Below are 22,380 nucleotides of genomic sequence, written 5' to 3'. Positions count from 1 at the left end.
GACGTATAAATGTACCTAACAGTAAAAGAAACGGCAGAATATTTATCAGTTTCGATTCAGTATGTAGAAAATTTAATTTTGCAGGGGAAAATTCGGGTGTTATAACGCAAATAATGATAAAAATAGGCGTGAAGCTGTAGTCCAATTAGTGAGGTTACAGAGATTACTGTTACCTCGCTAATTGAACTGCAAAATGCTGTGTTTTTTAATTACAAAACCACGTTTTTCTTTGGCTTTGCTCTCGTATAGGTAAGAGAATTTATAGGCGGAGAATTTCCGACTAATGTATATAGAGGAAGCTTAAGAAGCAGAAATAAGCGGAGGAATTCCGGTTAACTGCTCTAAATAAGCCAAAATACGAAGATTTGAATCACATAAGCGGAAAAACTCCGCTTATTCTTAAGGAAACGGGGGTATTTCCCAATTTAGTCGGAATTTTTCCGGTTATTTTTCAAACAGTGAAATCAACATCAGTTTTATAACAGTACCTGAGCTTAAATTTGCATTATACATTAGGTGGCACTTTTTAATATTCTTACATTACACAACAAAAAGCCCTGCCTTTTGCAGGCAAACATATTTTTATAAAAAGTGACAGGTATCTGAACACGTTAGGAGAATAAAAGATGTTTATTTTCCCTTTATTTGTATGATATTTATCATTTTTATGCAGTTGTCAATGAATATGTAAGATAGGTTTCCAATAAAAATGATAGGAAAAAAGTTAACCGAAGATATTTTCAAATACATAAAAGGGTAGGGATACCAGTACTTGCACGTTAATCTAGTAAAGTGATGATAAATTATCCTAACAAAGTTTTTGTTGTTGCATAAAAAAACGATAAAAGTTATAATAGTTTCATGTCAAAATATACTGAAAATTTAGAGTTGTAAGGTATTTGCTAGAGAAAGTATCAATGAAAAATAAAACTATTTTTAAGGGGGCAATGTAGTGAAAAAACTATCTTTATTATCATTTTTGTTAGTGTTTAGTATGCTCTTGGCTGCTTGTGGAACAAGCAATCAGAACAATGGATCGGATGAAGGAGCTAGTGAAGAGAAGAAAACATTACGAGTAGTAACAGACGCAGCTTATGCACCATTTGAATACATGGATGGCGATAAAATTGTTGGATTTGATGTTGACTTTACAAAAGCAGTAGCGAAAGAAGCTGGTTACGAAGTTGATATCGTACATGTAGGTTGGGATCCTGTTTTCGTAGAATTAGAGGATAGAATTGCAGACTTTGCTGTATCTGCCATTACAATTAATGATGAGCGTAAGGAATCATATGATTTCTCACACCCATACTTTTTATCAACAAATAAAATTCTTGTTCCAGAAGGCAGTGATATCAAATCGGCTGCTGACCTAAAGGACAAGAAAGTAGCGGTTCAAAACGGAACAACTGGTCAAGAAGCAATTGAAAGTGTACTGGGAGCAAACAATCCTAATATCAAAAAATTTGAAAATACTGTTCTAGCAATTATGGAGTTAAAAGGTGGCGGAGCTGACGCGGTTGTTGCTGATAACACAGTGGTTGAAGAGTACGCGAAAAATAACCCAAATGATAAGTTTGTAGTTGTTGAAGATACGGAAGCTTTCGCATCTGAGTATTATGGATTAATGTTCCCGAAAGATAGCGAGTTAAAAGCAGAATTTGATAAAGCGATTAACGCCATCTATGAAAATGGAACATATGCAAAGATTTACAAAGAATGGTTTGGTTCTGAGCCAGACGTTGAAGATTTAAAAGCACAACAATAATTGGTTACATGATTATTTAGGGCGTAACTCTTTCGCATAGTGTTACGCCATTTTTTTTCATTCTAGTAAAGGAGGAGTACGATGGACTTTCGGTATGATCTCATCATGGACTATGCGCCATTGTTTTTAAAGGGAACCTTGCTTACCCTTGGTTTATCACTAGCAGGAATTGTTTTTGGTACAGCACTTGGTTTGGCCATTGGGTTAGGAAAAATGGTGAAAAACAAGTGGGTGTCACTACCTTTTGACTTATATATTACGTTTTTTAGAGGAACCCCATTATTTGTACAGATCTTGCTTATTCACTTTGGTCTCGTTCCATTGTTTGCAGGAAAAACAGAACCAGTGACAGCAGCCATTCTTGCATTATCATTAAATGCAGGAGCGTACATTGCAGAAATCTTCCGAGCAGGAATTCAATCGATAGACAAGGGGCAGATGGAAGCGGCTAGAACACTTGGAATGACTCATTTTCAAGCAATGAGATATGTCATTCTGCCACAAGCGTTTAAGAGAATGATACCTCCATTAGGAAATGAATTTATTGTGTTAATTAAAGAGTCTTCTTTAGCAGCGGTCATTGCGGCTCCAGAGATTATGTACTGGGGACGAGCTATGCAAGGACAATACTACCGTGTATGGGAACCGTATATAACTGTAGCTATCATATACCTTGTGATCACATTAACCTTGAGCTTCTTGTTAAACCGTCTTGAGAGGAGGCTATCAACAGAATGATTAAAGTGAGTAACCTAAAAAAGTCATTTGGCCATAACGAAGTATTAAAAAACATTAATGCAGAAATAAAAGCGCAAGAAGTGGTCGTTGTAATTGGACCTTCTGGTTCAGGAAAGTCGACGTTTCTTCGCTGTTTGAACTTGTTAGAATCCGTAACAGATGGACATGTCTATATTGAAGGTGTGGACCTTACAGATAAAAGCGTGAACATCAATAAGGTAAGACAGGACGTGGGAATGGTATTTCAGCAATTTAATTTATTTCCACATAAAACAGTGATTGAAAATATTGTGATGGCTCCTGTGAAGGTGAAGAAAATCGATGAAGAAGTGGCTCGGCAAAAGGGATTAGACCTTTTACGAAAAGTAGGTCTAGAGGACAAGGCAAATGCCTATCCCGATTCATTATCAGGTGGTCAAAAACAGCGTGTGGCGATTGCAAGAGCACTTGCCATGGAACCCAAAATCATGCTCTTTGATGAACCAACCTCCGCACTAGACCCAGAGATGGTCGGTGAAGTTCTCGAGGTTATGAAACAGCTAGCCAAAGAAGGCATGACCATGGTTGTTGTGACACATGAAATGGGGTTTGCCAGAGAAGTTGGCGATCGAGTCATCTTCATGGACGGCGGTTATATTGTGGAAGAAAATGTACCTGATGAGCTCTTCACCAATCCGCAACAGGAACGTACAAAATCATTTTTAAGTAAGGTACTGTAAAAAGGATGTCCGACAGGGACATCCTTTTTTGCATAATTTGCTTTTACAAGAGACATAATAAAAAGGACTCGTAGCTCAAAGAACAGAGCAACCTCTCGTATCCCTGATACGGGAAGAGTCGTTTATGGGTTAAAGTCCCATCGAGTCGAAAACACAGGTTCGAATGAACCTGTGTTTTTTCTACATCTAATATCCTTTAATAAAATCTACTACGTTAATGGAAGGCTGCTCACCCTTCGCATATTGTCGTAAGTTTGGCAAAAAGATATCTTCTACCACTCGACGGTCATAATACTCAGTTGAACCCGAAGTGTGTGGTGTAACAATCACATTTTCCATTTCCCATAAAGGACTGTTCTCAGGGAGAGGTTCGACCTCAAATACATCTAATCCGGCCCCTGTAATTTCTCCGTTTTGAAGTGCCTGAATAAGATCTTCCTCTACAACAATTTCACCACGACCAATATTTACGAAGAAAGAACTTGGCTTCATTAGCTGAAATTGTTTCATAGAAAATAATCCCTTTGTATCCTTCGTTAACGGGAGGGTAGATACTACATAATCGCATTGTGGAAGGACCGTATCAAGTTCGGTTGTCACGTACATTTCATCCACATATTCCTCAAACAACCGGGAGTTTCTTACGCCGAGTACTTTCATTCCAAACGCTTTAGCAATCTTTGCTGTTTCTTTACCAATGGCTCCAACACCTATAATACCAATTGTTTTCCCGTGCATCTCAAGCTTAAGTCCAGCATGATGCCAGTGTTTTGAGGACTGATTTCTGACATACGTATGAATTTTCCTAGTCAGTGCAAGCATCAATCCGAAGATGGTTTCAGAAATGGGATAGGCATGAACACCATTCGCACTGGTAACCGTTACACCACGCTCATCAAGAAGTGGGAGAGGTAAGCTATTCACACCGGCACTCCAAGTTTGAACCCAGTTTAAAGTGGTGGAGCTGTCTAAAAGGTCTATTAGATCCTTTTTCCATCCTAAAATAATTTCCGCATTATGGATATGTTCTTTATACATTTCTTTTCCAACAACGATTTCCCAGTCTGGTAAAACAGCTTGTATTTCGTTAACATATACATGTTCCAGATTATGAGTAACGACAAGTTTTCTCAAGTTGTGGCACCTACTTTTTTGAAAATTTCGATATTCTAAATATACCATAAAAAAGTATTGACCCACTAATCTGAAAAATATGATAAAGTAGTCTTTACATTCAAAAAGTGAGCAGTAAGGTGATAAAAATGGAGAAAAATCAAGTCGTATACGACATTATGGAAGTATGTCTATTAGCAGGGAAAATCATGCTCCAAAGCGGGGCTGAAACGTACCGTGTGGAGGATACAATGGAGAGAATCGCCCGTGCTTTTGGGGTTAGAGAGGCGCATTGTTTCGTCACACCAACAGGAATTATTTTTTCAATCGAGAGCACAGAGCCTACCAAAACAAAGCTAGTGCGAATAACAGAAAGAACAACGGATCTTCATAAAGTTGCTTTGGTAAACGGGGTATCCCGCCGGATAACGAATGGAGAACTTAATATAGAAAAGGCCTTTCGTGCATTAACAGAGGTAGAGGAGTCGCAATTAACCTATTCGACAATCATCCAAATCCTTGCAGCGGCAATTGCGAGTGGCTGCTTTTTAATTATGTTCAATGGAAGTTGGATCGATTTTCTGCCGGCGTGTATTACGGGCGGGATTGGATTTACGAGTGTGATGTACTTTCACAGAGTCGTTCCGATCAAGTTTTTTTCTGAGTTTATTGGTTCGATTATAATCGGCATTCTTTCGTTTTTATTTGTCAATATGGGTATTGGAGTTGAGTTAGATAAAATTATAATCGGATCTGTTATGCCACTCGTTCCAGGTTTGCTTTTAACCAATGCGGTCAGAGATTTAATGGCGGGTCACTTGGTTTCAGGGATATCTAAAGGAGCAGAAGCACTGCTTACCGCTTTTGCGATCGGGTCAGGCATTGCTGTTGTATTATCATTTCTTTAAAGGAGGCGATAAGCCAATGTACATTCTTCAACATCTCCTATTAAGTTTTTTGGCTGCCGCCGCTTTTGGTATTATTTTTAACGCTCCTAAATCTTCATTAATACAATCAGGTTTTGTTGGGATGCTTGGTTGGATGATTTATATTCTTTTCACGATGAATGGGGCTGATGCGGTGAATGCTACGTTAATTGCATCCTTCGTTATTGCCGTGGCTAGTCAGGTGTTTGCTAAGCTGTATCGAACGCCGATTATCATATTTATCGTTGCAGGAATCATCCCACTTGTTCCGGGTGGAATGGCATATGACGCCATGAGAAACTTTGTTGAAAATGACTATAATATTGCGTTAGCACTTGCGGCAAAAGCTTTCTTAATTTCGGGTGCGATTGCGATGGGAATCGTTTTTTCTGAAGTAATTAACCAGCTGATTAGAAAGACGGCCATCACAAAAAAGAGCGAATCCTGATTCAAGGATTTGCCAAGTTGGAATCCGAATGTCCCTCGCTCTTTTTGCTTACCCTATTGATAGGGGAGGTGTTATGCGATGGCACAGGACGTTTTATGTGAGGTAAGTAATTGTGTGTACAACGAAGAAGGACAGAAATGTGGTGCAGAACAAATCTTCGTTGTCAGTCACCGTGGCAAGGAAGCGGATACGAGCCGTGAGACAGATTGTAAAACATTCGAACCTGAAGGGTTATAAAAACGAAAAACAGCGCGAGCGAGCGCTGTTTTTTTATGTGTAAAAAACAGAGTTTTCGGGATTTCCTTCCAAGGGAGCATAATTCACCCACTAATAACAAATGATATACAAAAGTGGAATGGGATTTAGTTTTTGTGATAAGGATGATTGCTGTTGGTAACCTTTTTATTTACTTTCATATTGATGGCGTCTATCGGAGTGATTACCATGTTTGATCTGTATTTATATGAGGAGACGCTTCTGTCGATTTTAGATGCGAATATTTTCTTTGAAAAAGGGACGAGTCAATGGATGTTGTATGTGAATTTACTATTCGGATTCTTCTACGGTATGGTCGTAGATTACCGATTTAGGAAAAGTAAAAAATCAAGTAAATCATCATGAAAAATATACTGGTTGAGAAGTTGTCCCTTTGGCAATTATTTATATTAATTTTTATTTTTGAAATTGGCAATGCCGCAGTTGTCAGCACAGGAAATGATGCGAATCAGGATGCTTGGATTGCGATTGGATTAGCGATGGTCTTTGGTATGGGGTTAGCCTTGATGTATTATTTTATGCTCTCAAGATTACCAGGGAAAAATCTCTTTGAAATCTTTCAATTTTGCTTTGGAAAATGGATGGGCGGATTATTAACGTTACTGTATATTTTGTACTTTCTTTATATTGCTTCTCGGGTTCTTCGGGATTTCTGCGAACTGATTGTGTCGTTTATTTTTGAAGAGACTCCCATTGAGTTTATTGCCATCACTATGGTGATTGTTATCGTTTATATGTTGTATTTAGGACTCGAGGTGATGGGGAGAACAAGTGAGGTATTCATGCCCTACTTCTTCTCCTTTATCATCATCATCGGTATTGCTGTATTTATTTCGGGTGAAATGGAATTTGAAAATTTGTTTCCGATTCTTGGTGATGGATTTAAACCGGTGTTAAAAGCTGTATTTCCACAGCTTCTTACCTTTCCCTTTGGAGAATTAATTGCTTTTACCATGATTATCCCTTACACATCAAAATTTAAAAAAGCCAAAAAAATCACCCTGCTTGCTGTCATGGCAAGTGGAATTATGCTTATATACAATGCTGTTTTACAAATTACCACTCTTGGTGTAGATATGAGAGCAAGATCGAATTTCCCGCTTCTATCGTCGGCTCGTGAAATATCATTATTGGAATTCATCGAACGGGTCGATCTAGTGGTTGTTTTCATCGTTATGTTTGGAATTATTATTAAGGTGAGTGTGTTTTTCTATGGAGCATTAAAAGGATTAGAGCTCATAAGCAATCGACCATACCGGATGTACGTGGTACCAATAGGAGCAATTATTGCCTTTATCTCAGTGAAAATTAGTGATAATTTTGCTGAGCATATTGAAGAAGGTCTAATTGTCGTTCCATTGTTTATGCATGTTCCGTTTCAATTGCTGCTTCCGCTAATGATCTTACCAGTTCTCTTATGGAAGACGAGAAAGAGCAAGGAGGGAAGAAAATGAGTATCTTTAGTTCGTTGTTTACAAGGAAAAAAAATAAGAACAAAGGAAAACCAACAGAGGAAGAATTATTTAAACAGCAGGATATTCCAAAGCAATATTATAGCCAAGTAGAAAAAAATAAGAAGCTTCTAGAAGAGCTATTTAAGGGAACTTTTGACTTTAAGTGTGAACCCATTAAAATTGGTGGGCATAAAGCGTATTTAACGTATTTAAGCACCATGACTGATAAAAATGAGCTATCAAATCGAGTGATTCAAGTTGCAACCAATCACCCTACCGGTATTTCTTTTAATAATATGATTGAAATGAGAGAACTGTATTTTCCTTCGGTTGATTTTAAAGTTGCAGAAAATTTTCATCGAGTGGTATGGGCCGTATTAAACGGAGAAGCTTTGATTATGGTGGACGGATTCAATGAAGCACTTTCATTAGGGATTGGATTGCCAGAGCAACGCGCCATTTCAGAGCCAAGCACCCAGACGATTATTCGCGGTCCGAAAGATGGTTTTGTAGAAGGGCTACCGGTAAATATTTTATTAGTCAGAAAGCGTCTGAAAAATCCTCGTCTTAAATTTGAAATTTATCAAATGGGTAGGGACTCAAAAACCAATGTGGCACTTGGGTATATCAATGACATTGCAAATGAAGATTTGTTAAAAGAAGTAAGAGAACGATTAAATAAGATAGATGTAGGTGCCTTATTGGATTCAGGAAATGTGGAAGAATTCATAGTGGATAAAACCATCACACCCTTTCCACTCGTGTACAATACAGAACGGCCTGATAGTATATGTGGGCATTTATTAGAAGGGAAAATGGCTATATTTGTCGATGGTAGCCCCTTTGTATTAACGGTACCTACACTTTTCGTTGATTTTTTTCAGGCATCAGAAGACTACTATCAGCCATTTATTATGTCAAGTTTTGTTAGACTCGTTCGATATTCGTCTTTCATGATTGCTCTCTTATTTCCATCCCTGTATGTGGCCATATCCACCTTTCATCACGAGCTGATGCCTACACAGCTATTGATTAGTGTACAAGCACAACGGGAGGGCGTTCCTTTCCCAGCTGTTATTGAGATCATCATTATGGAGCTTTCTTTTGAAGTGTTGAGAGAAGCTGGAGTTCGGATGCCAAGGGTGGTTGGACAAACCGTTTCAATTGTTGGAGCACTCGTTATAGGACAAGCGGCTGTCGAAGCGGGTCTTGTGTCAAATGTTCTCGTTATTGTCGTCGCTTTTACCGCCATTGCAAGCTTTGTATCTCCGATCTATAGCTTTTCCATTGCCACTCGCTTGCTTCGCTTTGTTGTTATATTTAGTGCTGCCTTTATGGGATTATACGGTGTTCTTCTATTCTTAATCATTATGGTTATACATCTAGTTAGTCTTCGATCCTTCGGTATCCCCTATTTGGCACCGGTGGCACCGTTTCAACCAAGAAATCAGGATGATGTATTTGTTCGTGTTCCGATATGGTTAAATAAGAACCGACCTTCATATTTATATCCAAAATCACCAGTGAGAAGTGAAGAGAATAACCAGCCAAGTCCTCCAGATCAGCCAGTAGGAGGACAAAAATGAAACTGAAAATGGCATTATCCATCTTGGGATGCGTTATTATATTAACAGGCTGTTGGGATCGAATTGAATTGAACGATGTTTCAATTGTAACAGGGCTTGCGGTTGATGAAGGTGAGAACAGTAAATATCGATTAACCATCGAGGTAGTGAATGCAAGTCAATTTTCTAAAAACCAAATGGGTGGGGAGGCTGCTCCGGCCTTAACTTTTACACTTGAAGGAAATACAATATCAGAGCTTCTTCATAAAATGAATATTGGAATTACAAGAAGATTAATCTTTTCTCACACGAGGGTATTATACATTAGTGAAGGCATCGCGAAGGAAGGCATTATTGAATTCATTGATTTCCTTGATCGAAGTGGTCAATTTCGTAATGACTTTAACATCATGATAACAAAGGGAGAAAAGGCGGAAGCATTTGTAAAAGTGACGTATCCGATTCAAAAGGTTCCTTCATTAAAAGTACACAAGCAAACACAATCCTTTAATAGAGAGTGGGGAGGAGACCCGGGAGTAAGACTGACAGATTTTATTTCTGCCTTAACCTCCAAGGGGCGGAACCCTGTGTCAGCAACCTTAGTGATTAAAGGGGACCCCAAAAAGGGAGAGAAATCTGAAAATAATATGAAGACGAGTGTAGATACACTTGTTGAAATGGACGGAATGGCAATTTTTAAAGATGATCGATTAATAGGATATTTGACTGTGGACGAAACAAGAAATTACTTCTGGACACAAAAGCTAAAAACAACCAGTATGAGTGTACCTTGCTCGGACGATGAAAAGAAACCTGAGGATGAGAAATATATGGCTGTAACAGTGACTGAAACCCATAATAAACTAAAAGTTGATTTTACGAATGGAAAGCCTGTGCTAAAGGTGAAGATAAATGGAGAAACAAGAATTGAAGCTACACAATGTTTGAATGATTTAACGAAAATTGATACATATAAAGACTTTGAAGAGAAAATCAATCGTTATGTGGCGAAAGATATTCAGGAAACGATTAAGAAAGTGCAAACAGAATTTGGTGTTGATATTTTTGGTTTTGGAGATGCATTTAATCGACAACATCATAAAGAGTACAAGAAGGTAGAAAATAACTGGGATGAAGTATTTGCACAGGCTGAAGTAGAAGTTGATATCAATCTTCACTTAAGAAGATCTGGAGTTAGAGGGAAAACCTTTATTTCAGAAATTCCAAGAGAATAGACATTGCTGGGTGTTTCAGCTAGTATTTATATAGGTTTATTAAGTGCGAGCTGATTATAATCAGCTTTGATTAAAGGAGAAGCATATGAGTACGACAATTGTAAACGAGCTACAACCATTTATACAGGATGTATGGACGAAAGAAGGATTTAAGGAATTAACGAGTGTTCAAACAAAGGCAGTCCCTTTCATCGCAGAAGGCAAAGATGTGATAGCGGAGTCGCCAACAGGAACGGGAAAAACTCTAGCCTATCTTCTACCGGTATTAAATAAAGTGGATCCAGAGAAACGAACGATTCAAGCAGTTATCCTAGCTTCCTCACAGGAGCTTGTTATGCAGATTCTTTCAGAAATTCAAAAATGGAGTGAAGGAAGCGGAATTCGTTCGGCCTCATTTATCGGAGGAGCTAACGTTAAGCGCCAGCTTGAAAAACTAAAGAAGCAGCCCCATATTATTGCCGGAACTCCGGGACGAATGATGGAACTAATTGCACAAAAGAAAATCAAAATGCATGAGGTAAAAACGATTGTCCTTGATGAAGGGGACCAGCTTTTAACAAAAGAGCATCTTCAAACAGTGAAGAATATTGTGAAGTCCTCCCAGGCCGATCGCCAAGTGGTTCTATTTTCAGCGACTCTACCGGAACATTCCGTGGCTTTAGCGAAGGATTTAACGAAGGATGCAGAGGTCATTAAAATTAAAAAAGATGAAACGATTGAGTCTGGTGCGGTTGACCATGTGTATTTCACTGCAGAACAACGCGATAAAATTAAACTGCTTGAAAAAATCTCGCGTTTGGAAGAAGCGAGTGTCCTCGTATTCATTAAAGATATCGGTAACTTAAATGTAGTTTCAGAAAAACTAGCCTTTCAAAATGTAAAAGCATCTGTTTTACATAGTGATTTAAACAAGGACAAACGTAAAAATGCTTTAAAGGATTTTCGAACAGGCAAGGTGAATATGCTGCTTGCTACGGATGTCGCAGCGAGAGGGTTAGACATAAAGGGCATTACACATGTGGTTCATTATGATTTCCCTAGAGATATCGAGCAATATGTGCACCGATCAGGACGTACGGGAAGATTTGGGGCAGAAGGTACGGTTATTTCTTTAGTAAATGAACGTGAAGAAAGAGATTTAAAGAAATTTTCTCGTGATTTAAAAAAGGATGTTGTAAAAAAAGTGTTTTTTAAAGGCCAAATGGTGGATGCAAATTCAAGAAAGTAAGTTACAAGGAGTGGGAGAGATTCCCACTCCTTGTTGTATACTAAAGATATATTTAAAAAAGGGGTTGGAGGAATGGAGAATCCACGTTTACATAAAGCTTATGAAGGATGGCTCGAAGAAGCTACGATCGATTTAATCCAGGATAAGTTGGCTTCTGGGGAAATCACCTCAAAAGAGCTTGTGACCATGTATTTGCATCGCATTCGTACCGTAGATCCAAAGATCAATTCCGTACTTGAAGTAAATCCTCACGCCATTCAGATTGCAGCAAGTCTTGATGCCGAACGAAAAACGAAGGGACCACGTGGCCCGCTCCACGGAATCCCGGTTCTGATTAAGGATAATATCGATACAGGTGACCATATGCATACAAGTGCGGGTTCATTGGCACTCGCCGATTCCTATGCAAGAGAAGATTCAAAGGTAGCGGCTCTTTTAAGAGAAGCAGGTGCAGTCATCTTAGGGAAAACGAATATGACTGAATGGGCTAATTTTATGGCTGAAGGAATGAAAAGTGGCTATAGTTCGCGTGGAGGACAGGTGTTAAACCCGTACGGACCAGGCCGTTTCGATGTAGGAGGATCGAGTTCGGGATCAGGTGCTTCCATTGCAGCTAACCTAGCTGTTGTTGCGGTGGGGACCGAAACCTCTGGCTCCATCTTAAGTCCAGCAAGCCAAAATTCTTTAGTAGGAATAAAGCCAACGTTAGGGTTAGTGAGCAGAAAAGGGATTATACCGATCGCCCATAGCCAGGATACGGCCGGTCCAATGGCGAGAACCGTTAAGGATGCCGTCTATTTATTAAGCGCTTTATCTGCTTGCGATGAAAATGATGCCGTGACGTTAACGAATACAGAGTTAGCTGAGATTGACTTCACTTCATTTTTGGATAATCAAGGGTTAAAAGGGTCTAGAATTGGAATCGCCCGTGATGTGTACTTTGGGTATTTAAATGATGAGCAGCTTCAGGTAATGAATAAAGCGATTAAAAAGCTGGTTGAACTTGGAGCCGAGGTCATAGACCATGTAGTTATCCCCTCAACAGGAAGAAAATGGAGCTATGATGTGTTAACGTATGAGTTTAAATCGGATGTGAATGCATACTTAAAGACAGTGGATGCCTCGGTAAAAATAAAGTCACTGTCAGATGTGATTCAGTTTAATAAAGAAAATGAAGAAACATGCTTAAAGTATGGACAAGTGGTTCTAGAGGAATCAGAGGCTACATCTGGAAAATTAACAGAAGAAGCGTACTTAAAAGCGCTTGAAGAGGATATGTACTATTCTACAGAGCAGGGAATCGATTATGTGTTAAAGGAGCACCAACTGGATACCATCGTGTTCCCGAATAATTTTGGAGCAGGAATTCCTGCAAAAGCGGGATATCCGTCGATTACAATTCCCGCTGGTTACACGAGTGAAGGGGAACCGGTTGGAATCACGTTCACCGGTACCGCCTATAGTGAACCCACTCTTATCAAAGTGGGTTATGCGTTTGAAAAAGCAACAAAGCATCGAAAACCTCCAGTATTCGAATAAGGAGGGACTTAGCTTCTCATACTACCTATGTAAGTATCCTCTTTTTAAAAAGGAGATGGTTTACATGGGAAGAACAAAGCTTGGAAATGCCAATGCGCAGCGTAATAACAACAGGAAGCAACCACAAACTAGCTCAGAGCTAGTTGAGTTTACAACAACAGAAAAAAAGGACATTCACCGTAACCGTCCGACGAATCAATAATAAAATGATGCTACCTTTTTTGGTAGCATCATTTTATTTTAATCAGTACCTTGCATTAATCACTACTGTGTATTAATATATAAACTGGAAGTACATGGTATTTATTTTTAGGAGGTGCCATTTTTGAATGTACAGTTTAAAAAAGGTGTATTAGAGCTTTGTGTGTTAGTTCTTATTTCAAAAAGAGATCAATATGGATATGAATTGGCACAAAATATATCAAATAAAATTGAAGTGGCAGAAGGGACGCTATATCCCCTTCTAAGAAGGTTAACAAAAGAAGATTATGTCACTACTTATTTAGCTGAGTCAACGGAGGGTCCCCCTAGGAAATATTATTCCATTACGCAAAAGGGATTAAATTATATGAATGAATTAGTAGTAGAATGGCAACAGTTCTCAACTGCTGTCTCACAGTTTATTGAAGAAGGGACGAAAACCATTGAGTAGAAATGAATTCTTGCAAACGCTTGAAAGTTTACTACACACTGTTCCTGAAGTGGATCGGAGAGAAATGTTATATGACTATGAAGAGCATTTTCAAATTGGAGTGGAAAATGGAAAGAACTTAAAAGAACTAACTGAAGAACTTGGAGATCCTTATGCTATTGCACGTGACCTGTTAGCTGATTACCATGACGGGAGATTAATTCCTGAAAAGAAAAAGAGAGGACTAGGAAGGAAAATTTTTATAGGGTTTAGTCTGTTTCTCTTTAATGGGATTTTTATTATTGCTCCGGTTGCAGCAATATTTAGTGTAATTGTTTCGGTTTGGGTAGTTGCACTTGCACTTACACTCTCCCCACTTGTTCTTATTACATCTTCTCTTCTAGGCTATAGCTACGAGAGCCTAACGGTTAATTTTTTCGCTTCACTAACTTTATTCAGTTTAGGAATGCTTATTGGAATTGGAATGTTGAATGTATCGAACTACTTTTATAGAACATTAGTAAGGTATAGTAGGTTTACTATTAGTGTGGTTCAAGGGAGGAGAACGGCATGAAGAAAATCGTGAGTGCATTATTTATCATGCTAGCCATTGGAATAGTGGGAACATTGGTTTCAGTTAGTGCATCAGGTGGATTTTCATTCGAAACGTATGAGATCAAAGATAAGTTAGTGCTTGAAAATCAAAAGTTGGAAAATCTAAACTTCCACTTTAAGTCTAGTGATGTCATGGTTGTTCCAAGCAGTGAAGATAAGATCACTGTTGAATTACACGGAAAGATAAGTAGAAAGCTAAAAAAAGAATTGTCGCTTGTAGCCGAGGAAAACGGAAATACAGTAGATGTTAAATTAATTGATCATAATCAACAAATAATAAACATCGGTATTCTTATATACGATACGAACATTCGTATACATGTTCCAGAAAAAGAATATAAGTCGATTACTGTTGTCACATCATCAGCAGATATTGGAGCAGAAAGTGTACTTGCAAAGGAATTACGTTTTACAACAAGTTCCGGAGATATCAAGGTTGAATCAAGTGATGCTAGGGAGTCTTTTGAAGTGAAAACATCAAGTGGAGACATCACCGTGGAGAAGACTAAGTCAAAGAATATTAACCTTACTTCGAGTAGTGGAGACCTTTTTCTAAAGGGAAGTCAAGCTACATCAATAAGTACAATAGCATCTTCTGGGGATGTAGTACTGTCGGATGTGGAAGGAGACTTGGAAACCATTACTTCATCAGGCGATATGTCAATCTCCAGTCAACAGCTAACGGGAGATATTACTGCAAAATCATCAAGTGGCGATGTAATTATTGAGTTCAAGGACAAACCAACTTCTATGAAGCTAGACTTCAAAGGAGAGTCAGGTAGTGGCATCATAGATATTAAGCAAATGAGTTATCAGGAAAAAGAAGAAGATCGTATCATTGGTCAACTTGGTGACGGCGAATACGAATTGAATGTAAAAACCAACTCAGGTGATTTTTACTTGAAATAGGTTATAGATGTTTTTTAAGTATGACCATGCCCCTAACAAAGGGGGCATGGCTCAATGATACGAATTAATCCAAATTTAACTTTTTCAAAGGCTCTACCGCAGGACCCTCGACAACTGTTCCGTCGTAAGTGTATCGTGATCCATGGCAAGGGCAGTCCCATGTCCGATCTCCGTGATTCCATTCCACCTCACAGCCTAAATGAGTGCAAGTTGTGTCCACAAGATGCAGACAACCGTCATGGTCGCGATAGGCACCGGCGCGCTCACCTTTCACCATCACCACTGCTCCTTCATCTACCTCCACCTCACCTGGCTCTTTTCCAACATACTCAAGCTTTCCTTTTACCAAATGCTTCGCAACATCCGCGTTAATCTTAATGAGCTTTTTGATATCAGGATCTGAATCAAAACGTTGAGGGGCATAAAAATCTCGGTACATATTTTCTTTGCCAAGTATTGTATCAGAAAGCAAAAGGGCAGCCTGCGTTCCATTCGTCATTCCCCATTTACGATAGCCAGTAGCAATATGAATATTGGAATTTTTCTCGGTGATAGGTCCAATATAAGGGATTTTATCTAATGTAATCATATCCTGAGCAGACCATCGGTACTTGTACTCTTTAATACCGAAAACATCATTAGCGAACTTCTCTAGCGCCATGTAATGCTTCATGGTGTCCACACCTTGTCCGGTTTTATGACCGTCCCCACTAACAAGAACAAGCTGCTCTCCGTTTTCTAGAGGGGTAGACCTTAACGAGCGAGTAGGTGAATCGGCGCTATAAAACATACCACCTGGAAACTCTTTTTGTGTTGTTACCGCAACGATATAAGAGCGTTTAACTTCAAGACGAGTAAAATAAAAACCCTTTTTATCAACAAACGGAAAATGAGACGCTGCAATCACATGCTCGCACGTTACTTTTTTTCCGTTTCTTAAAACCACCTTAGGTTGTGAACCTTCCTCTACATCTGTAGCCGTTACATTTTCATAAACGACACCACCAGATTCAATAAATTTACGTAGTAGTACATTCAAGTACTTGAGTGGGTGAAACTGGGCTTGGTCAGGCATCACAAGGGTAGACATGGATTTAATGTTAAAAGGAAGGGCTCCTTCTGTTAACTCCCCACGTATGCCGAGCTTTCGATAGGCATCTGCCTCCTCTTCCACTTGATACGCATATTGGTCAGAGACAGCATAAAGAATAGCCTCTTGGGGTGAAAAATCGCACTCGATGCTATGTTCATTTACCATTCGATTGATAAATTCAATAGCGTCAGTAGCACCCTGATAATACATCTTCGCTCGTTCTTCTCCAAAGTTTTGGAGCAATTCATTATAGATTAATCCATGCTGAGCCGTTATTTTTGCCGTCGTATGACCGGTCGTTCCATTTAGAACCCTCCCAGCCTCAAGAATAGCGACTTTTAAGCCTTTTTTTGCTAATAGATAACCAGCTGTTATGCCTGTAATACCAGCTCCAACAATCGCCACATCCACCTGGATATCCTCGATTAAAGAATTGTAAATGGGTAAATCCATGTCTCTCCAATAGGGTTCTGGAAAGCGGGGCATTTCATAGTCCTTCGTAGACATTGCCGTTCCTCCTCAAATCTTCTAGATGAACATAATTTTTCCAAGTGAGATAGAAATATGTATGGAATAAAGGACAAATTTCCAAGCCAGGCATGCGGTTTTGCACATACTAAAAGAAACCGAAGTAAGGAGGCTGAATCATGCCTGAATTACCAGAAATGGAGACGTATCGGAAGTTATTAAGTGAGCGTTTATCAGGGAAAGAAATCTCAAGAGTGACCATCAATCGTGAAAAGTCGATCAATTTGGAGAGTAAATCGTTTATCTCGAAAGTACAAGGCGCTAGGGTGGAAGCCATTCATAGAAGAGCCAAGCATTTGATTTTTAAATTAAGTACGGGAGACAGCTTGCTGCTGCACTTAATGCTTGGCGGTTGGATGTATGTGGGAAGTGAAAATGACCAGCCCAAACGAACCAAACAGGTGATTCTTTCTTTTGGAGAAATGGAGTTATATTTTATTGGCTTACGGCTAGGGTATTTACATCTATTATCAGAAGTGGAGCTTGAAAAGGAACTGGCCGATTTAGGTCCTGAACCGTTGAATGGGCACTTAAGCTATACCGCTTGGCAGGATTTAATCGGTGATAAAAGAGGGCGACTTAAAACCACTCTTCTTGATCAACAATTCATCGCAGGAATTGGGAATTGTTATTCGGATGAAATATGCTATGGAGCTCGGCTCATGCCCACCAAGCAAGCAGATACATTGGACGAGGCAATGCAAAAGGATCTTTATGAGGCGATTCAATCGGTACTGCAGAGAGCGCTTGGGTTTGGAGGCTATATGGACCAGCCTTTATATAAAGGCGATACCTTCACAGGTGGATATAATAAACATTGCTTTGTGTACGATCGAGAAGGGGAAACCTGTGAAAGGTGTGGAGGAACCATCTGTTTTGAAGAGGTATCCTCAAGAAAATGTTTTTATTGTCCAGGATGCCAGAGGGAATAAAAAAATGGCCCGATAGAGAGTCGAGCCACTTATTTCTATTCTTTTGGAGCGGGATCAATTCGATGTGCATCCTCTGAATCAAGTGCTGTTCTTAGATAATAAATAAACACACCACCAACAATTCCTAAGCAAATAGCCAATCCAACGGTTGTTACCCACATCAAACCCATAGAAATCCCTCCTTTACACACTATATGAAGGGAACGATGAATCTTTTCCAATTTGGAAACATTCTCCTTGATTTTTTTAGAGGAGGAAGATGAATTCTATTATTGTTAGGAGGTGGTATATATGCTTAAAAAGCTATTCTTAGGAATTGTTCTATTGCTGTCATTGGTCGTTATCCCTACAAATTCGTTCGCACAACAAGTGTATACGGTCCAACCGGGAGATAGCTTATGGAAAATTGCGGTTCGCTATCAAGTGGGATTGTCTGAAATTATTCAAATGAACCCACAATTCAAGAATCCAGCTCTAATCTATCCAGGTCAAAAGGTAAACATTCCGAATTATGATGCGACGAAGTCCATTGAAAATCAAGTGGTTCAATTGACGAACCAAGAACGTGCCAAGTATGGATTAAAGCCTCTGGTTGCGGACTGGGAACTAGCACGTGTAGCGCGTTACAAATCAGCTGACATGAGAGACCGAAACTATTTTTCTCACACAAGCCCTACATACGGATCGCCATTTGATATGATGAAAAACTTCGGAATTTCGTATCGTAGTGCAGGAGAAAACATTGCAGCTGGTCAACGAACACCGCAAGAGGTAGTGACAGCCTGGATGAACAGTGAAGGTCACCGTAAAAACATTCTGAGCTCAGGCTATACGCATATCGGAGTCGGATATGCACAAGGCGGATCCAAACAGCATTACTGGACACAAATGTTTATATCGAAGTAGGGCAAGTCGGGGGAAACTCCGGCTTTTTTATTTGAAATCCTCATCCATAACGAGTTTCCTCTGCCCAACGGCACCCTCAAACCCGCGATTTATCAACAGTCCTACCACCCACTAAGCCTCAAGTCGTATATGAAAATCAAGCTTAAGCTCGTTATGAGAAATTCGAAATCTAGGTAAGATGATATCAAGAAGGGAGGCAACAACAAATGAAAAAATTCGGGTTGCTTTTAATAGGAGGCATTGCAGCGTTAGTTTTATTAGCAAATCTTGGTCCATTGGTAGGGTTAGTAGTCAGCATGGCGATTCTGTACTTTGTGTTTAAACAGTTTTTAAAGACAGATTCGACGGGGATGAAAATTGGGTTAGGAATCTTAGGATTCATTCTCCTGATGGCATCCATCTCTAACGCACCGGCGATCGTTGGAATTGTCGCTGCTTATATTCTCTATGTGGTATATAAAAAATTTAATGAAACAAAAGTGAAAGAAACCGTTTCAAATGACCCTTTTCAAAACTTTGAAAAGCAATGGTCTGAACTAAATAAAAACTAATTTTAATAAGAGGAGAGATATTTATGTCAAACTTATTTACTCGATTAAAAAACACAATTGTAGCCGATTTAAATGAAGCACTAGAACAAAAGGAAAACAAAAACCCGATTGCGATGCTGAACCAGTATTTACGTGAATGCGAATTGGAAACAGAAAAAGTAAGAAAGCTAGTTGAAAGACAATATACGTTGCGTGACGGGTTTACTCGTGAATGGAAGCATGCGCAGGAACTGGCTGAAAAGAGAAAATACCAAGCGGAAGTAGCACAAAACGCAGGTGAAACAGAGCTTTATACATTCGCCAGTGCGGAACAGCTTCAATACGAAGAGAGAGCAGCACGGTTAAGTGAATCCCTTCGTTACACGGAAAATCAATTGCAAGAGCTAGAGCAAAAATACGAGGAAATGAAGCATAAGTTAAAAGATATGCATATACGCCGCATGGAATTGATGGGAAGAGAAAACCTATCTCGTGCCCACTACCAAATGAATAAAGTGCTAGACAACGACAACTATTCCAACTCATCCGTTTCGCGCTTTCAAGAAATTGAGTCATACCTTGATCGGATGGAAGAGAAAATAAATAGCTCGTATTACAGAAATACCATCGATGCCCGCATCGCCAAACTAGAAAAAGAAATGAAAAAAGAAGAAGCTACTACTTTGTAAAGAAAACTGATATTCTAGAAGATGGATAAAAAAAGTAAGAACTAGAAGGCGTAGTCCATACGCCTTCTTAAGTCTAGAGAACAGGAGAGGAGGAATCAACATGGCAGGAAAAAAGAAGAGTGATCTTCTCAGCTGGGCAGTTATGTTTGGAATTGTATTGTTATTACTTGAAGTCACTTTCTTTAATCGTGGACTGATCTTCTCCCTCCTTGTTGCATCTGGAATGATCTACATCGGGAGGAAGCGCCAGCCAAAAACATCAGGCAAGTTCTTGTTTTGGGCAGGAACGATCTTCTTTATCTTAAGTGTATTTAATATGATGACGATTAAAGTCTTCTTGTTTGTGATACTGGGCTATTTAATTATTCAATTTGCAAAGTCTAAGCGTTCCCCAGAAAAAATACAGCCTGAGGTAGTCGAAGCACACACGAGCGCACCACAAACAGAAACCATCGTAAAAAAAACGCCCTTATTTGAAAATACTATTTTCGGTGAACAAAGAACAAAAGACCATGTGTATGAGTGGAATGATATAAATATCCAAACCGGAATCGGTGACACCATTATCGATCTAAGCTATACCGTTTTACCAAAAGGTGAGACGATCATTTTTGTACGAGGATTAGTCGGGAATATTCAGATTCAAGTTCCGTACGATGTTGAAGTTTGCGTGAATCACAGTGTTTTGGCTGGCTCTAGTAATATATTGAATGTAACAGGAGATAAGCTGTTCAACCAGCGACTGCATGTTCAAACGAGCGAGTATGAGAAAGCGGATCAGAAGGTGAAGGTATTCACTTCGATGCTGGTGGGTGACCTCGAGGTGAAGCGAGTATGAGTATCGTACAACGCCAAATTGTGTGGGGGATCGGTTTATCTCTATTGGTTTTCATCTTTTTATCAGTCTCATTTTTTATGGCATTTCCAGTCTACAATTGGTCTGAGCTATGGGAACGTAATTTAATGGATATCCCGTTCATCTTCTTTCTTCCAAGCGTAAGTATTGCAATTGGAATTTTATTTGGTTTGGGATCGGGGTTTTACTGGCGGAAACAAATGCAAACGATTGACGACCTTCTTCATGAAGTTGAGGAAGGACGCGCAAGCGAGATTGAGAATGGGATTTCGTATGAACCGATTGTCCAAAGAGTTCGTAAAATCCAAAAGCAAATTGCAGAACAAGCGAAGGCCTCTCAGAAACTGGCGAATGAGAAGGCAGAGGATCAAGAAAATCGTATTCAAGAAATTATTTCTCAAGAACGCAATCGGTTAGCTAGAGAGCTTCATGACTCGGTAAGCCAGCAGCTCTTTGCTGCTTCGATGATGATGTCCGCAATCAATGAAACCAAGCAGGTGGAAAGTGAAGACCGAGAAGCAAAGCAGATGAAAATGGTCGAAGAAATGATTCACCAGTCTCAATTGGAAATGAGAGCGCTTCTTCTTCATTTACGTCCAGTGCCGTTAAAGGGAAAAACTCTTCAAGAAGGAATTGAGGAGCTGTTAGTCGAACTATCACAAAAAGTAACAATGGAAATAGGATGGAAGGTAGAGGAGTTTCCACTGGATAAAGGGGTAGAGGATCACCTCTTTCGAATTCTTCAGGAGTCTGTTTCAAACATCCTTCGTCACTCAAAAGCGAAGGAGCTCGAGGTTTTGCTCATCCAGCGAGACCATTTTATCATTATGAGAGTAGTGGATGATGGGATTGGCTTTGATGTCGAAGAATCGAAAGCTGGTTCTTATGGACTTCAAAATATGTATGAGCGAGCAGTTGAAATTGGTGGAACTTGTAAAATTATTAGTGTGAAAAACAAAGGAACTCGTCTAGAAGTGAAGGTCCCGTTGATGAGGAAGGGTGAGAGCAATGATTAGAGTCGTGTTTGTTGATGACCATGAGATGGTAAGAATTGGTGTTTCGTCGTATTTATCTGCGCAGCCAGATATTGAAGTTGTGGGGGAAGCGGATAATGGAAAAGCAGCGATTCCAATGGTGCTAGAGTTAAGACCAGATATCGTATTAATGGATTTAGTGATGAAGGAAATGGATGGCATTGAAGCCACACGACAAATCATTGCAGAGTGGCCTGAGGCAAAAATCATCATTGTGACAAGCTTTTTAGACGATGAAAAAGTATACCCAGCACTTGAAGCGGGAGCAACGAGCTATATGTTGAAAACCTCAAAGGCTAGTGAAATAGCTAATGCTGTACGTGCTACCTATCATGGACAGTCCGTTCTTGAACCTGAGGTAACAGGCAAAATGATGATGAAAATGCGCCAAAAAAATGATGTAGCACCGCATGAGGAGCTTACCTCAAGAGAAATGGAAATCCTCATGTTGATGGCTGAAGGAAAAAGCAATCAAGAAATTGCTGATGACTTGTTTATTGCTCTAAAGACGGTAAAAACGCATGTGAGTAATGTGTTAAGCAAGCTTCAAGTACAAGATCGAACGCAAGCCGTGATATACGCGTTCAAGCATGAGCTAGTAAAGTAAAAATTTACATAAATTTCTTGCTTTTCAGCTCCGGAATGAAT

26 protein-coding genes and 1 pseudogene are annotated in these 22,380 nt (G+C 39.4%); 24 read left to right on the top strand and 3 right to left on the bottom strand.

Going from position 1 to position 22,380, the window contains the following annotated elements:
* Positions 1-9: 9 nt before the first annotated feature.
* The 4 genes and pseudogenes from M3175_RS19500 to M3175_RS19485 form a co-directional block, all read left to right on the top strand.
* A pseudogene (locus M3175_RS19500) lies at positions 10-102 on the top strand (excisionase family DNA-binding protein); the annotation flags it as partial.
* 850 nt (positions 103-952) lie between these two features.
* Positions 953-1,768 (top strand): basic amino acid ABC transporter substrate-binding protein, encoded by an 816-nt coding sequence (locus M3175_RS19495; RefSeq protein WP_251522660.1) that lies wholly within the window; start codon positions 953-955, stop codon positions 1,766-1,768.
* Positions 1,769-1,849: 81 nt separating this feature from the next.
* Positions 1,850-2,506 (top strand): amino acid ABC transporter permease, encoded by a 657-nt coding sequence (locus M3175_RS19490; protein WP_251522659.1) that lies wholly within the window; start codon positions 1,850-1,852, stop codon positions 2,504-2,506.
* Complete coding sequence (locus M3175_RS19485) at positions 2,503-3,225, top strand: amino acid ABC transporter ATP-binding protein (RefSeq protein WP_251522658.1); 723 nt, start codon at positions 2,503-2,505, stop codon at positions 3,223-3,225. The genes M3175_RS19490 and M3175_RS19485 overlap by 4 nt, the downstream gene beginning before the upstream one ends.
* Before the next feature lie 186 nt (positions 3,226-3,411).
* Here the strand turns inward: M3175_RS19485 and M3175_RS19480 are convergent, their stop codons facing one another.
* Positions 3,412-4,407, bottom strand: a complete 996-nt coding sequence (locus tag M3175_RS19480) for a D-2-hydroxyacid dehydrogenase (RefSeq protein ID WP_251522657.1) — start codon at positions 4,405-4,407, stop codon at positions 3,412-3,414.
* Between the two features lie 80 nt (positions 4,408-4,487).
* Between M3175_RS19480 and M3175_RS19475 the strand changes: the two genes are divergently transcribed.
* The 13 genes from M3175_RS19475 to M3175_RS19415 all read left to right on the top strand — a co-directional run bounded on the left by M3175_RS19475 (position 4,488) and on the right by M3175_RS19415 (position 15,164).
* Positions 4,488-5,246 (top strand): threonine/serine exporter family protein, encoded by a 759-nt coding sequence (locus tag M3175_RS19475; RefSeq protein ID WP_251522656.1) that lies wholly within the window; start codon positions 4,488-4,490, stop codon positions 5,244-5,246.
* A 16-nt stretch (positions 5,247-5,262) separates the two neighbouring features.
* Positions 5,263-5,712 carry a threonine/serine exporter family protein gene (locus M3175_RS19470; RefSeq protein ID WP_251522654.1) on the top strand — a complete coding sequence of 150 codons (450 nt, stop codon included), beginning with the start codon at positions 5,263-5,265 and terminating at the stop codon, positions 5,710-5,712.
* Positions 5,713-5,790: 78 nt separating this feature from the next.
* On the top strand, positions 5,791-5,949 hold the full coding sequence (locus tag M3175_RS19465; protein ID WP_251522652.1) for a DUF1540 domain-containing protein: 159 nt from the start codon (positions 5,791-5,793) through the stop codon (positions 5,947-5,949).
* Positions 5,950-6,129: 180 nt separating this feature from the next.
* On the top strand, positions 6,130-6,333 hold the full coding sequence (locus M3175_RS19460) for a hypothetical protein (protein WP_251522650.1): 204 nt from the start codon (positions 6,130-6,132) through the stop codon (positions 6,331-6,333).
* A complete protein-coding gene (locus tag M3175_RS19455; protein ID WP_251522648.1) occupies positions 6,330-7,442 on the top strand; it encodes a GerAB/ArcD/ProY family transporter in 1,113 nt (370 codons plus the stop codon). Before M3175_RS19460 ends, M3175_RS19455 begins: the two co-directional genes overlap by 4 nt.
* Positions 7,439-9,028, top strand: a complete 1,590-nt coding sequence (locus M3175_RS19450; RefSeq protein WP_251522646.1) for a spore germination protein — start codon at positions 7,439-7,441, stop codon at positions 9,026-9,028. The genes M3175_RS19455 and M3175_RS19450 overlap by 4 nt, the downstream gene beginning before the upstream one ends.
* On the top strand, positions 9,025-10,242 hold the full coding sequence (locus M3175_RS19445) for a Ger(x)C family spore germination protein (RefSeq protein ID WP_251522644.1): 1,218 nt from the start codon (positions 9,025-9,027) through the stop codon (positions 10,240-10,242). The genes M3175_RS19450 and M3175_RS19445 overlap by 4 nt, the downstream gene beginning before the upstream one ends.
* Before the next feature lie 85 nt (positions 10,243-10,327).
* On the top strand, positions 10,328-11,470 hold the full coding sequence (locus tag M3175_RS19440) for a DEAD/DEAH box helicase (RefSeq protein WP_251522642.1): 1,143 nt from the start codon (positions 10,328-10,330) through the stop codon (positions 11,468-11,470).
* A gap of 72 nt (positions 11,471-11,542) precedes the next feature.
* The gene (locus M3175_RS19435; protein WP_251522640.1) at positions 11,543-13,009 is read left to right on the top strand and encodes an amidase family protein; all 1,467 of its coding nucleotides are present in this window, start codon (positions 11,543-11,545) and stop codon (positions 13,007-13,009) included.
* A gap of 64 nt (positions 13,010-13,073) precedes the next feature.
* Positions 13,074-13,211, top strand: a complete 138-nt coding sequence (gene ypzF, locus M3175_RS19430) for a protein YpzF (protein WP_251522638.1) — start codon at positions 13,074-13,076, stop codon at positions 13,209-13,211.
* Between the two features lie 123 nt (positions 13,212-13,334).
* Positions 13,335-13,661 (top strand): PadR family transcriptional regulator, encoded by a 327-nt coding sequence (locus tag M3175_RS19425; RefSeq protein WP_119706675.1) that lies wholly within the window; start codon positions 13,335-13,337, stop codon positions 13,659-13,661.
* Positions 13,654-14,214 (top strand): HAAS signaling domain-containing protein, encoded by a 561-nt coding sequence (locus M3175_RS19420; protein ID WP_251522636.1) that lies wholly within the window; start codon positions 13,654-13,656, stop codon positions 14,212-14,214. The genes M3175_RS19425 and M3175_RS19420 overlap by 8 nt, the downstream gene beginning before the upstream one ends.
* Positions 14,211-15,164 carry a DUF4097 family beta strand repeat-containing protein gene (locus M3175_RS19415; RefSeq protein ID WP_251522634.1) on the top strand — a complete coding sequence of 318 codons (954 nt, stop codon included), beginning with the start codon at positions 14,211-14,213 and terminating at the stop codon, positions 15,162-15,164. The genes M3175_RS19420 and M3175_RS19415 overlap by 4 nt, the downstream gene beginning before the upstream one ends.
* 64 nt (positions 15,165-15,228) lie before the next feature.
* On the opposite strand, the gene M3175_RS19410 is transcribed toward M3175_RS19415, so the two are convergent.
* Positions 15,229-16,764 carry an FAD-dependent oxidoreductase gene (locus tag M3175_RS19410; RefSeq protein ID WP_251522632.1) on the bottom strand — a complete coding sequence of 512 codons (1,536 nt, stop codon included), beginning with the start codon at positions 16,762-16,764 and terminating at the stop codon, positions 15,229-15,231.
* A 140-nt stretch (positions 16,765-16,904) separates the two neighbouring features.
* Here M3175_RS19410 and M3175_RS19405 point away from each other — a divergent pair, with 140 nt between their 5' ends.
* Complete coding sequence (locus M3175_RS19405) at positions 16,905-17,717, top strand: Fpg/Nei family DNA glycosylase (protein WP_251522630.1); 813 nt, start codon at positions 16,905-16,907, stop codon at positions 17,715-17,717.
* 35 nt (positions 17,718-17,752) lie between these two features.
* Here M3175_RS19405 and M3175_RS24995 read toward each other — a convergent pair whose 3' ends face one another.
* Positions 17,753-17,887 (bottom strand): hypothetical protein, encoded by a 135-nt coding sequence (locus tag M3175_RS24995; RefSeq protein WP_276131168.1) that lies wholly within the window; start codon positions 17,885-17,887, stop codon positions 17,753-17,755.
* A gap of 121 nt (positions 17,888-18,008) precedes the next feature.
* On the opposite strand from M3175_RS24995, the gene safA reads away from it, so the two are divergent.
* From safA to M3175_RS19375, 6 genes are all read left to right on the top strand, one after another.
* Positions 18,009-18,623, top strand: a complete 615-nt coding sequence (gene safA, locus M3175_RS19400) for a SafA/ExsA family spore coat assembly protein (RefSeq protein ID WP_251522628.1) — start codon at positions 18,009-18,011, stop codon at positions 18,621-18,623.
* Between the two features lie 206 nt (positions 18,624-18,829).
* Positions 18,830-19,174 (top strand): lmo0954 family membrane protein, encoded by a 345-nt coding sequence (locus tag M3175_RS19395; RefSeq protein ID WP_119706681.1) that lies wholly within the window; start codon positions 18,830-18,832, stop codon positions 19,172-19,174.
* 23 nt (positions 19,175-19,197) lie between these two features.
* Entirely contained in the window at positions 19,198-19,842 is a 645-nt protein-coding gene (locus tag M3175_RS19390) for a PspA/IM30 family protein (protein ID WP_251522626.1), read from the top strand.
* Positions 19,843-19,942: 100 nt separating this feature from the next.
* On the top strand, positions 19,943-20,680 hold the full coding sequence (liaF, locus tag M3175_RS19385; RefSeq protein ID WP_251522624.1) for a cell wall-active antibiotics response protein LiaF: 738 nt from the start codon (positions 19,943-19,945) through the stop codon (positions 20,678-20,680).
* Entirely contained in the window at positions 20,677-21,714 is a 1,038-nt protein-coding gene (locus M3175_RS19380; protein WP_251522622.1) for a sensor histidine kinase, read from the top strand. Before liaF ends, M3175_RS19380 begins: the two co-directional genes overlap by 4 nt.
* The gene (locus M3175_RS19375) at positions 21,707-22,339 is read left to right on the top strand and encodes a response regulator transcription factor (protein ID WP_251522619.1); all 633 of its coding nucleotides are present in this window, start codon (positions 21,707-21,709) and stop codon (positions 22,337-22,339) included. Before M3175_RS19380 ends, M3175_RS19375 begins: the two co-directional genes overlap by 8 nt.
* The last annotated feature ends 41 nt before the right edge of the window (positions 22,340-22,380 follow it).

This window comes from Robertmurraya korlensis, from assembly GCF_023715225.1.
Lineage (GTDB): Bacteria > Bacillota > Bacilli > Bacillales > Cytobacillaceae > Robertmurraya_A.
This window is presented reverse-complemented; position numbering and strand designations above follow the sequence as displayed.